Below are 11,793 nucleotides of genomic sequence, written 5' to 3'. Positions count from 1 at the left end.
AAATTAACCCTAAACTTTATTACCATAGTAGTAGCTTAAATTTTTAAAAAACTATGACGTTAGCCTTTACAATTTGTTCCATAAATTATCTTGCCCAAGCCCAAACACTGGGGCAGTCTCTACAAAAAACTAACCCTGATATAGAATATGTAATTGGATTAGTGGATAGGCTTGATCAGGTAAGCTTAGATAGTGAAAAAACTCCTCCTTTTCTGCTACTAGAGATTGATAAGATTGGTATTGATTGTTTGGATGCTATGTGCGAAAATTATGACATTACAGAACTCAATACTGCTGTTAAACCATTTTACTTTGACTACTTTTTCAAGCATAGAAAAGATATCAAGAATGTTATTTACTTTGACCCTGATATTATAGTTTATCAAAAATTAAGTAAATTAACAGAAAGCTTACAAACAAAAAGCATTGTAGTTACTCCACACATCACATCGCCGATTCTCGATGATTATGATACTAAAGAAATTGCACATCTAAACACGGGTATTTACAATTTAGGCTTTATTGCTGTTGCTAGAAGCAAGGAAAGTTTAGAGATGATTGACTGGTGGAAAGAGCGTCTTACAAATGACTGTAGAATAGATTTGTGCAATGGTTTGTTTGTAGACCAACACTGGATAAATTTCGTTCCTATTTATTATAAAAATGCTGTATTGATTGAAAAACACCCTGGCTATAATGTTGCTTATTGGAATCTTCACGAGCGGCAAATCACTAAACATGGAGAATATTTCTATAGTAATAATGAGCCTTTAATATTTTTCCATTATAGTGGTTATCAATTAAGTAAACCCGATAGCGTTTCGAAATATCAGGATCGCTCAACTTTTGAAAAAAGACCTGATATCGTTCCTCTTTTTAAAGACTATGCCAATAAATTAAAAGAAAACTTTAATGACTATTATATCAAGATTCCATGCTTTTATATTAAACCGCCAAAAGTAAAACGCTATAAAAGAGTACGGAAAGCATTACAATTGCCCTTTAGGAAAGTAGTAGAATTAATCAATTCGGATAAATAAATACTACTATTATAAGGTAGTAATCTAACCCCTGTTCATAAAACATTATGCTAAAAAGAGAGTATTGTGGAAATAGACCAACTAAGCTAAGACTAAGAGTATTAGACTTATTTGTTGATTTCTTTGTTTTTATTTTCCGAAAAACTAAACATAATAAGTACATTGTACCCAACAAAATTTTACTTTTTAATTTTGGTCACCTAGGCGATATGCTGATGATGAGTTATATGATAAATGCGCTGAAGAATAAGCATCCACATATTGAAATTCACATAGTAGCAGGGAGTTGGTGTAAAAATTTAATTGTAAATAATCCTCTATACGACAAAGTATTTTTTATTAATCATTACCGCACCAACAGAAGCACCATTTCGATTTTTGCAAAATTCAAATTATATGTAAATGATATCAAGACATTTTTAGCTGAACATAAAAATTTATATTATTCCCATTCTTTTGATTTCAGATATTCTGGTTATAATGCTAATTTACTGTTACCATTTTTAAATGCTGAGCAAAAAATAGGCTTTGGTACACGAGGAATGGGTAGTTTACTAGACATAGAATATTATATGCTTCCTACACCTTTCCATTCGATTGATCAGCAGATTCAAAGTTTAAGAAGCTTAGGGGTTGCCCAAACGAGTAAAAACATTGAACCTATTTTATTAATGCCTGCTGACGAGAAAAATACACTCGACATCCAAAAAGATTATTTTATCATTTTCCCAGAAGCTGGCACAAAAAACAGAATGTTTTCAAATGCATTTTGGATAACAATCAGCGATTATATCCTAGAAAAAAGACCAGACGTTCAAATTATGATATGTGGTCTTACAGAATATTCTAGCAAGCTAAATGTTGAACTTGAAAAAAAATATCCTGGAAAAATTATTGATGCAGTGGGTAAACTATCCATTTTACAAATGATTCCTGTGCTGAAAGAATCAATCGGCGCCCTTACGCTAGATTCTTTCCCTGCTCATATTGCCTCCACCTTAACCACTACCCTATGTTTGTTTAAAGAAGGCACAGGCTTAGAGTATTTCCCGATTAATGCCAAACCTACTTATATCATTCACGACCATAAGTATTCAAAAGACGTTAAATCATTTAGAGAGCAAATGACGATTCATTATATTACCTCTTTGAACGAGCGAATTTTACAAAAAATAGTTCCTCAAGCAATGGACGAATTATTTAAGTTTAAAAAATCTTAACATAGCAAACTTAATTTAATTATATATGAATGATAGATGAAAGTAGTTTGCAAAACACCTTTATTGGCATTATTTTTGCCCTAAATTTTCTTACAAACAATATAATTTATCAGCGTATTATTTTCAGCTTTGAACACCCTTCCCTTTTATAAAAAGATATTTTGAGTTTTTTATAAGTTTTTATTGAATGGATACCAAAATCATGACAAATCCTTCTGAATTAAATGAATCGGATAAAACTTATCGGGCTTTGGAAAACTCTATCTTAAAAATACAGAGATCCATTAATAAATTAGCCAAAAAGTCAAATCCAAGCCACGAACTTCAAGCTTTCTGGGAACTCGGAGACCTTTCTCTCATTAACTGGATTAGTGATACAAATTGTTATATCAGTCGCAGAGGTCAAAAATTACAATATTTAGCCAAGCCTTCTAAATTAGAAATAATTACCTTTCACTTAGAAGAAGGGGATAAAATATTAATCTGCGGAGAATCGCTGATGAACAAAATCTCTGAGGATGAGATTGACGAAATTCTTCATAACAGTACAGGTGTTAAAGATTCTTGTTTGAATTTATTGAAAATCGCTAATATCGATACTCCATATAGCGTATATAATGTACACAATGTAATAGTGTTGGAAGTAATAGATCAGAAAAAGGTAGTTACGCCCGTCATCTCCAATGACAATAACCCATTCATTACTAAATCAAATGATAAATACTTATTTATTCCAATTGTTTTAGTAATATTCAGTTTGTTGGCTTATTCTTATGGCAGGAAAAACACTTTTGATATTTCTATGCTATTTAATCGTCAAGAAAATAAAGTAGTTGTTGAAGATACTGTTGATATAACACCCAAAGATTCATTGCAACCTATCCAAAACAATCAGGTTATAGTTGATGATTTTGAAGATAATAAACTAACTGAAACAGCTAAAAATTCGACAAATAATTTTGAAGAATCAAATCCTAAACAAAGCACAAATAAATTAGAAACATCAAAATCTGATTTTTCAACCTTTGATGAGCCTAAAAGTACTGTGCCTACTGAAGGTCCCAAATCAAAAGTAAAGCCTTTCAGTTATTCGAAAGAACAACAGAACTACACTGCTCTATTGGAACAAAAAGACAAATGGACAGCTATCAGAAAAGACTTACAGGACAAATACAATAGCGGAGATTTGTCAGTGAGTGATCAATTAGAGAATAGTAAAAAAGTGCTAGACAGAATTGGACAAAAGATAAAAGAAAGTGCTAAAAAACTAAATCAAGATTAAGCTTTTAATACTTCTTCTGTCTCTGGTTTTTCAGTTTTAACTTCCGATTTAGTCTCTTTTTGTAGTGGTAATAAACGCTTTTGGTTATTTGTTTTTAGTAAATGTGCTACTGTCATGTAAACTACAAACAATAAACATAACAAGTAAAGGGACGTAGTATTTTCGGCTTTCTTGCTAATAAAAACAAATAGTAGCGTAGAAATAATGGTAAAACACCACAGTACCATCGAGGCCTGAAAATGGCTTAAACCACTATCAATCAGAAGATGATGAAGGTGGTTTCTATCTGCTACAAAAGGGGATTTCTTGTTTTTCAACCTAATAATGAATACGCGCAAAGTATCAAAAATAGGTACTACCAATACGATAATAGCCAATATGGGCGCTGCAAAAGTACTATTAGGGTCGAAGCGATATTGAACATTTAACTGAATAAATCTCACGGCGAAAAGAGCCAAAATAAAGCCAACAATCAATGAGCCAGTATCACCCATAAAGATTTTGGATGTCTTTGAAAAGTTAAATCTTAAGAAACCTAACAATGCCCCAGCCATAGAGGCTGCTAAACAAGCCAAAGCATAATGTTCATTTAAATAAAACCAAATTCCAAACAATCCCCCTGCTATCATACCAATTCCCCCCATTAGTCCATCGATACCATCAATTAGGTTTACGGCATTAATCAACGCAATAAAGACAAAAACTGTAAGCGGTAAACTGATGATATAAGGAACGGAGTAAATGCCAAAAATACCAAAAAGGTTTTCTATTCTTAAATCTCCAAGCACTACCACTAATAACGAAGCACCAATCTGCACATACATCTTTTTCTTTGGAGCCAAAATAAGAATATCATCTTTTACACCTAAAAAGAACAAAATAACGATAGAAGAAATAGAGAGGTGTATTAACTGACCTTCGTCTGGGTTTTCCCATAAAAAGTAACTAATTAACATCGAAGCAAATACTGCTACGCCTCCTAAAGTAGGAGTAGCTTGTTGATGGGAACTCCTTTCTATCGGACTTGCCATTAAGTTTTTAAGTGTCGAAATATTAATAATAACAGGAATGGCTGTAATTGATGTAGCACAAGCAACCACTGTGGAAACAATGACATGAAAAAGGTTACTATTGTAAAATGTCCAAAAAGAATTATTCATTGCTATTATACATTCAAAATTATGCAAGCCTATTAAGCGTTATACTTATAGAATCTACGTTGAAGGGTTTAATGCTAGTCAAATTACGATTAAAATACAAAAGCACCAAACAGTTTAACCCTTGATGTGTCTTTGTCTTATTTCTTTCGCAGGATTTCCTTGATATATCATATAAGGTTGCATGTCTTTAGTAGCAACAGAGTTTACTGATAAAACTGAATGCGATTTTGCTACTACACCGGGACATACAACAGATTTCGCTCCTATCCAAACGCCGTCTTCTAAATGTATTTCAGCTACTTTTAAATCAAAGGTACTCTTTGTATAATCATGATTTCCTGTTAACAACATTGAGCCTTGCGACAAACAAACATGATTTCCCAAGCTTATTTTTGTTAGATTATCAATCCAAACCATTTCACCAATCCACACAAAATCGCCAATTTCTAAAAACCAAGGATATTTGATGGATACCTGCGGTTTTATCATTACTCCTTTACCAATTTTTGCTCCAAACAATTTTAGGACAGAAATCTTTAATGATACAGGAAAAGGTATGTTAGAATTAATGAATATTGAACCTATTATATGCCAGAGCGTTCTTAGGAAAAAATTGCCCGGTTTGTACCAAGAATTATCGTACTTAGATAAGTCGGTTGTTTTCATTTTGTTAAATCTTTATTAAACTCATCTTTAAAGAATTTTTCAATCGCTTTTTTATCTTTTCCGACACGATGATACACTTCGTACACTTTAGCATCCACTAAAAATCTATACCAGAACCCTTGTAAAAAATGCCAAATAAATCCTTGTTTGCCATCTAAAAACCCAAATCTAAAAATGTATCGATAGATAAAGTAAATGATAGGACGAATAAACAGGGGAATAGAAGCATACTTCACTTTCAAGAATCTTGTTCTTTGTTCCTGAGAACCAAAAAAATTAGGTTCAACCGATTCGAAGTTGCGGAAATTATATTTGATGTTTAATAAGTCAATTACTTCTCTGATGGCATATAAATTATGTTTTTGCGTCCACCAAGTAAGGTTATTCAAATTATGATCTACAATATCATTTTCCATTTGAATAGTTTTCCCGCTAGTCAGTGTAATGTGTTCATCCATCCAACTTTCCTCACAAGCCCCTTGTCCGCTTCGCCAGATTCTCAATAACCAGATAGGATAATATGCACCATGGCGAATCCATTTATCAAAAAATATCACTCTTCTTTTGATATACATCCCTCCTATCTCTGGAGCAGTCCCTGATAATTTCAGGTTGATTTCCTCCGCCAAAGCCGGCAACACATACTCGTCAGCATCCATCCTCATCAACCACGTGGTATTGTATGGATTATTCTGAATACCATAATTGAACTGAATAGCATAATTCACCCACGGACGCTGTACTACTTTCGCTCCTAGTGACTCAGCAATCTCAACAGTTTTATCAGTCGACCCTGAATCTACAATGAATATTTTATCTGTAAATGCCAACAAAGATTCTACACATCTTTTGATATGTTTTTCTTCATTAAAAGTTAGGATGATGACGGAAATATCTTGCATTAATTTTTGTTAGCGATTTTCTTAAACTCTTCAAATAAATTTTTAGCAACCAATGCTATATCATATTTTTCCTTGACCAATGCTTTTCCATTATTGGCCATATACTCGCAATACTTTTCATCATCAAGCATCTTATTTAGTCCCTCTACAATACTTTGGGTATTGAGCTCTACCAAATGAGCAGCGTTTGTTTCACGAATACTCTCCCCAAAGCCTACTCTATCAGATAATAAAGAAGGAATACCAGAAACTAAGGCTTCGAGCGTAGCAATTGAAAATCCTTCTGAATGCGATGGTAACGTAAAAATATCAGCATCAGCAAAAGCAGCCAACTTATCGTCGCCCACTAACATTCCTACTAGTTTTATATTTTCTTGTAAAGATTTCGTTTCAATAAACTTTTGTGTTTCAGCTAAATAACCGTCATCTGGGCCAGCTAATACCAACATACAATCATTTCTTGTAGACAAAACCTCTTTGAAAGCTGGCAGAAGCAAATCTAAGCCTTTTTTAATATTTATTCTGCTTAAAAACAATATCAGTTTTTTATCATGCTGAAGCTGATACTTTTTTCTAAAATTTCCTTTCGGTGGCAATTCTTTGAAATTACTCAAATTCATCCCATTTGGTACAATTTTCACGTTGGGGTGAGTATGCCCTAAAAAGTTTTTTAAATCTTCTTGTTCATCTAGGTTATTAATCTGAATCAGTTCGGTATTATCCAATACTCTTTTTTGAAAAAGTACTCCAAAAAGCTTTTTCTTCCAATAGCCATTTGCCAAAGCCCAGCGGTCTAATAAACCATGAATCGTGATACATTTTGCGGTAGTAACTCCTGCTAAATAAGGCGCTAGTCCTGCAAAATGCCAAAGTCCATGAATATGGATAACATCGTATTCATTACCATGTTTTTTAATCCAAAAAAACAATTCAGGAGAAAACTCTGCCCAAAATTTAGCCAACCAGTGTCTTTTACAAACTACTATTTTAGCACCCTCGGGTAATTCATATAGTTTTTGCCCTTCGGTAAATGGCGTCAAAATCGTTACTTCTGCCCCTAGCTTTATTTGTTCTACGGCATGGTCATAAATAATTTTTGGGGGGCCTCCGATGTCCCAAGAATATGCACAGATATTTAAAATCTTCACAGGTTTTATCATTTTGATAAATTCATCAAGTATTTAGAAAGTGGCTTTTCTATCATTTTATGCATCACAATACTCGCTAAGATAATCATGATGCCTATTAAATAATTATAATAAACAGTTTGGTTGACAGATAAAGTACTTCCAATGATTGATGGAATTTTATTCAACAAAAGTAACATGGGAAAATGTATCAGATACAAAACATAGGATGCATCGCCCAATAAAATAGTAAATTTAGGGATTATGATAGCCTTGTTGGCTTCTAAGTTTAACAAAGCAATCAGGATTAGCCCTGAAGGGAATCCAAATACCAAAACACGTTTCCAGTAGTCGTAATCACTAATTTCGAAACCCAAGCTAACGATTATGATAAGAGCAAAAATTAAAATAAATATCGAGATAATATTATTCAATTTGAATCTGTCATAATATCCACAAATCAAGAATCCAAAGAAAAATTCAAGGTTATAACTACTAAAAACAAAATTGAAATATCTACTATTGAAGTTATTACCGACTATCATGTTCACGATAGAACCCAGCAAAATAGCTACGGGAATAAACCAAAGCCTTTTAGAAAGTATTAATAATGAAAAGCATAAGTAAAAGAAAAGCTCGAAGCTGAGTGTCCAAGTAACAGGATTAATAGCAAAGTGAAAAGGAACGAGGAAGTAGGTTTGGAAATAGGCTGAAAATGTATGTGGATAAGCCGTACTAAATACATCTTTATTCAAAACATTGCTGATGAGCCATCCTAATAAAAACAGCCCTGTCATTACAAACCAGTAAATTGGGAATACTCTTAAAAACCTCTTTTTTAAGTATTCAGTAAAGTATGCTGGCTGGTCTAAATATTGTTTGCTGGTAAAATGAATGATAAAACCACTTATTACGAAGAATAAATCAACCCCTGCAAAGCCAAAACCAAAAAAATCTCCTAAAAAACTAACAGGAAAATTCTTTTTTATGTAGCCTCCAATATGATAAAACACTACCACAAAAGCCGCAAAACCTCTTAAAAATTGTATTGAATTAATTACTTTTTTGGATGACATAATCTTTTATATCCATGAAACATTTCTTGGGCAACATTACTGGGTGAATACGTCTGAATAATCTCTTGAGAGGCCTCCCCCATTTTTAATAAATCCAGTTCGGTATTCATAAACTTTATCAATGTTTCAGATATTTCGTTTACACTACTTGGATTAAAGGTAAATCCATTGACAGATTCTTTTACTAATTCATTAGCACAACCGCATTTATTTGAAACCGCTACGGGTAAACCACAAGCCATAGCTTCGTTGACTACTAATCCCCACGGCTCTGAATAACTTGGCAGGACTAATACATCACTCAGGGCTAGATAAGCGGGTACTTGTTGCCAATTTACCCCTTCAAAAAAGAAAACTTTATCAATGGTTTGTTCCTGTATATATTGGTGTAAAGCCGCTTTTAAGTCACCATCTCCTAGCATGATTAAGCCCCAATCTTGGTCTACAGTATTTCCTTTAGCAACCTTAAAAGCATCTAAGAGTTTGAATAAGTTTTTAAATTCAATCAGTCGCCCAACAAAAATAAAATTGTGCTTTGGTAAATTTAATATAGCTTTTTGTTTATCTCGGTCTTTATGATTTTCAAGGTAAATTTTTCGGAGCAATTGATTATCTACACAATTCCTATTCACAAGCATTTGGGCGGGTTTAGCACCTAAAGCTAACATATAATCTTTTGATAATTGCCCAAAATTAAAGAAGCCATCAAATTGTTTAATGATAAACGATTTAAACGATTCTTTCAAAAAGCTACGATGGTGGTCTCCTCCTGTAGATTCATTTGAAAGCACCGTTTTGATACCTTTTAACTTGCAATACAATAAGATAAACCACGATGCTATATCATAATAACCAGTCAGGTTGACAATATCAGGTTTAAAAGTCCTAACTGTCTTTAAAATGCCTACTATTCGCTGTTTTAAGCCCAATTCTTCAAGCACGCCATCATGAAGTAGCTCATAATTATATTCATGCTTAAACAAGCTAGTATCATCAAATTTCAAACGGCTTTTTTCAATTTTAGCTAATTGCAAAACCAATAGTTCAAAATCATTTTCTTGATTTGAAATTAATTGCAATTCATTAAAAATAATCGCTTTATAGTGAGCCCAAAGTTGATTATGAACAATTAAAACCTTCATTTTTTAAGAAGCAAATTAGCTTTAGGAATCTCATCTACGATGCTATAAGCCTTGTTTGCTGGCGATTATTGATAGAAATTAATGATGTCACTTAACGGCTGGTTCTAAAGGAGCAAGCTCATTTTCTTTCAAGTCGTCTTCAGGCTCTTCCTTTATGTATTTTATTCCCAAAAAGCGAATGGCGACAATGAATATAAACCAATAGGAAGTTCCGTAGGGTTCTCCACCTGTAAAAATCCCTACAAAGTACGTCATATAGAAATAGGCAATAAAACAAGCAAATGGATTTACTTTCCATTTTAATGTATAAACAGCCTCTTTAAAAATCATATAGTTCATTAAACAAAATGATACTACACCAGCAATTCCTAAATCTACAAAAGTTTCAATAACAGGTACATCTACATAAAAAAACCTAAAACCACCCCCCAGAATAAAGGCATAGGGAATTTCTGAAAAGAGAAAAAGAATTAAATCGATATTATTAACCCTACCCATCGCCGACATATCGACGTTTTTTTCACCCCCAAGTCCAAAAGCTGTTAGTAATGCTTTTGAAAAAGTCTCCAAGAAGGTATTATAGTATAAATCAATAATATCTATTAACCGCTGTTGCGTACTGATAAAATAAAGCAAACCAGCAAAAAACAGACAGATATAAATTAAATTTAGCGGCTTGAATAAGGCCCTAAAAAATACTTTGACAGTATCTTTCCCAACATTGAAGTACACAAATAACGCTACTGAAAATAAGAAAGCAAGTAAAATAGATCTTGCTTGGGCTAGAATCAATACTACTAATGAGAGAATAAGGTTAAAAAAAGCAAATAGCTTCCACAGAATATTTCTAGACTTTAAGAAGAAATAAGAAGCAAACACGCCTGCAAAAGCATTTCGTGCATACACGTGGGGGTTTCCACTGGCTGTACTTGTTCCATCTCCAAACACTACCGTTGCTCTTTGTCCAATAATAAATAAAGGGTTGGTAGCCATTGAATAGATTAAACAAACACTTCCGAAAAAAGTAAATAGAAGTGCTATAGGCAGAAAATAATTGGCTACTTCATTAGATACGCCTACTATCAAGAAATAAAAAGCGAAAATAAAAATAAAGTTTCCTATATCTCTGGTAAAGGCCGTACGGTCGTTATCGTATCCAAAAAAGGGATTATAGAATAAACACGCTAACAACGAGATGATTAGGAAAAACATCGCGACCCTCGTAATAGGAATATTAGGTTTATAAAATTTCCTAAAGAGGTCGCGTGGGGAAATCAATAATACTAAGCCTATAAATAAGCTACCGATAGTGAAAGTAGAACTACCCCCAAAGCCTAAGTATTCTTTAAAAAAGAAAATCAATGGGTTTCCCATAAATACTATGAACAAACCTAAAGATTGACGACTATATTTAAAATTGAAGTACTCTTTCATATTACAAAAATAATAAATCTAAGCTGTTACTCAGCTAGTACTTTCTTAAAACCTTTATTTTCATACACCCAATATTTTGCACCTCCATCTTTTTCAAATGCTTTAATGGGTTGGTATTGATTCAACTTTTTGGTGGTGATGATATAATGGTACTGGTTTTGTTCAAATTGCTGATATGCTTTTTCACGGAGCATACAGTGGCTCATCATACTGCTTGTATCAAAAAAATAGTAGGTATTAAAACGCTTTGAAGTATCAGATTGAATGTTTTTTAACAATACTTGATATTCTACATCCATCAATTTTTCATCTTCACTCGCAAAAGCCTGTGCTATAACTGGCATGGCTTGTACTCTTTGCAAAGAATCAGTAATAGATACTTTCAACAGTTTGCTAAGTTTATCAATTTTATAGGCTTCGCTAATATTCGCTTTTTTCTCTCTTTCTAAACAGGCTAAATTTTTTGGAATAAATCCATCAAAATCTAATTCTAACGCAATTGTCTCGTTGTTATCTAATGATTTTACCCAACTGATGGCATCAGCCAGATTTTTTTCTTCTGCATTCATCTTTTTGTTATTGTAATATACGCCATAGCTTGAATTTATTACTAATAACATACAGAAGATAAGCACTAATTTGTTTTTGATACCTTCTTTTTGTGTGTGAATAATACCTATAAAACCAAAGCCTATTAAAATTACAGACATCATGGTGGCAGGGAAAAGATGAGAATAATATAGT

General features: G+C 33.0%; 11 protein-coding genes. 3 read left to right on the top strand and 8 right to left on the bottom strand.

Annotation, left to right across the window (positions count from 1 at the left end; translation table 11 throughout):
- Positions 1–53 precede the first annotated feature (53 nt).
- The 3 genes from AC07XN_RS10670 to AC07XN_RS10660 all read left to right on the top strand — a co-directional run bounded on the left by AC07XN_RS10670 (position 54) and on the right by AC07XN_RS10660 (position 3,542).
- A complete protein-coding gene (locus AC07XN_RS10670; protein WP_494743053.1) occupies positions 54–1,040 on the top strand; it encodes a glycosyl transferase in 987 nt (328 codons plus the stop codon).
- A gap of 47 nt (positions 1,041–1,087) precedes the next feature.
- Entirely contained in the window at positions 1,088–2,260 is a 1,173-nt protein-coding gene (locus AC07XN_RS10665; RefSeq protein ID WP_494743052.1) for a glycosyltransferase family 9 protein, read from the top strand.
- A gap of 202 nt (positions 2,261–2,462) precedes the next feature.
- The gene (locus tag AC07XN_RS10660; protein ID WP_494743051.1) at positions 2,463–3,542 is read left to right on the top strand and encodes a hypothetical protein; all 1,080 of its coding nucleotides are present in this window, start codon (positions 2,463–2,465) and stop codon (positions 3,540–3,542) included.
- Here the strand turns inward: AC07XN_RS10660 and AC07XN_RS10655 are convergent.
- The 8 genes from AC07XN_RS10655 to AC07XN_RS10620 form a co-directional block, all read right to left on the bottom strand.
- Positions 3,539–4,702: a glycosyltransferase family 4 protein gene (locus AC07XN_RS10655; RefSeq protein WP_494743050.1), complete on the bottom strand. Its 1,164-nt coding sequence runs from the start codon at positions 4,700–4,702 to the stop codon at positions 3,539–3,541. The genes AC07XN_RS10660 and AC07XN_RS10655 overlap by 4 nt on opposite strands.
- Positions 4,703–4,816: 114 nt before the next feature.
- Positions 4,817–5,368, bottom strand: coding sequence for a WcaF family extracellular polysaccharide biosynthesis acetyltransferase (locus AC07XN_RS10650; protein ID WP_309918923.1), 552 nt, complete (start codon positions 5,366–5,368; stop codon positions 4,817–4,819).
- Positions 5,365–6,270, bottom strand: coding sequence for a glycosyltransferase family 2 protein (locus AC07XN_RS10645; protein ID WP_309918920.1), 906 nt, complete (start codon positions 6,268–6,270; stop codon positions 5,365–5,367). The genes AC07XN_RS10650 and AC07XN_RS10645 overlap by 4 nt, the downstream gene beginning before the upstream one ends.
- A complete protein-coding gene (locus AC07XN_RS10640) occupies positions 6,270–7,430 on the bottom strand; it encodes a glycosyltransferase (protein ID WP_494743049.1) in 1,161 nt (386 codons plus the stop codon). The genes AC07XN_RS10645 and AC07XN_RS10640 overlap by 1 nt, the downstream gene beginning before the upstream one ends.
- Positions 7,427–8,473 (bottom strand): acyltransferase family protein, encoded by a 1,047-nt coding sequence (locus AC07XN_RS10635; RefSeq protein ID WP_494743048.1) that lies wholly within the window; start codon positions 8,471–8,473, stop codon positions 7,427–7,429. Before AC07XN_RS10635 ends, AC07XN_RS10640 begins: the two co-directional genes overlap by 4 nt.
- Positions 8,455–9,615, bottom strand: coding sequence for a glycosyltransferase family 4 protein (locus tag AC07XN_RS10630; RefSeq protein WP_494743047.1), 1,161 nt, complete (start codon positions 9,613–9,615; stop codon positions 8,455–8,457). Before AC07XN_RS10630 ends, AC07XN_RS10635 begins: the two co-directional genes overlap by 19 nt.
- An 87-nt stretch (positions 9,616–9,702) precedes the next feature.
- On the bottom strand, positions 9,703–11,049 hold the full coding sequence (locus AC07XN_RS10625; RefSeq protein ID WP_494743046.1) for a hypothetical protein: 1,347 nt from the start codon (positions 11,047–11,049) through the stop codon (positions 9,703–9,705).
- Positions 11,050–11,075: 26 nt separating this feature from the next.
- The coding region (locus AC07XN_RS10620; RefSeq protein WP_494743045.1) for a hypothetical protein at positions 11,076–11,793 on the bottom strand (718 nt) is incomplete at its 5' end.

This window comes from Arcicella sp. GW458-12-2-14-TSB2, from assembly GCF_059423785.1.
Note: the sequence above shows the minus strand (reverse complement) of the source record. Positions and strands in the feature narration are given on the sequence as shown.

What these genes read in the sequence shown, in the direction of transcription:
- AC07XN_RS10670 (WP_494743053.1), top strand. Translation starts at nt 54, where the DNA reads ATGACGTTAGCCTTTACAATTTGTTCCATAAATTATCTTGCCCAAGCC.
- AC07XN_RS10665 (WP_494743052.1), top strand. Translation starts at nt 1,088, where the DNA reads ATGCTAAAAAGAGAGTATTGTGGAAATAGACCAACTAAGCTAAGACTA.
- AC07XN_RS10660 (WP_494743051.1), top strand. Translation starts at nt 2,463, where the DNA reads ATGACAAATCCTTCTGAATTAAATGAATCGGATAAAACTTATCGGGCT.
- AC07XN_RS10655 (WP_494743050.1), bottom strand. Translation starts at nt 4,702, where the DNA reads ATGAATAATTCTTTTTGGACATTTTACAATAGTAACCTTTTTCATGTC.
- AC07XN_RS10650 (WP_309918923.1), bottom strand. Translation starts at nt 5,368, where the DNA reads ATGAAAACAACCGACTTATCTAAGTACGATAATTCTTGGTACAAACCG.
- AC07XN_RS10645 (WP_309918920.1), bottom strand. Translation starts at nt 6,270, where the DNA reads ATGCAAGATATTTCCGTCATCATCCTAACTTTTAATGAAGAAAAACAT.
- AC07XN_RS10640 (WP_494743049.1), bottom strand. Translation starts at nt 7,430, where the DNA reads ATGATAAAACCTGTGAAGATTTTAAATATCTGTGCATATTCTTGGGAC.
- AC07XN_RS10635 (WP_494743048.1), bottom strand. Translation starts at nt 8,473, where the DNA reads ATGTCATCCAAAAAAGTAATTAATTCAATACAATTTTTAAGAGGTTTT.
- AC07XN_RS10630 (WP_494743047.1), bottom strand. Translation starts at nt 9,615, where the DNA reads ATGAAGGTTTTAATTGTTCATAATCAACTTTGGGCTCACTATAAAGCG.
- AC07XN_RS10625 (WP_494743046.1), bottom strand. Translation starts at nt 11,049, where the DNA reads ATGAAAGAGTACTTCAATTTTAAATATAGTCGTCAATCTTTAGGTTTG.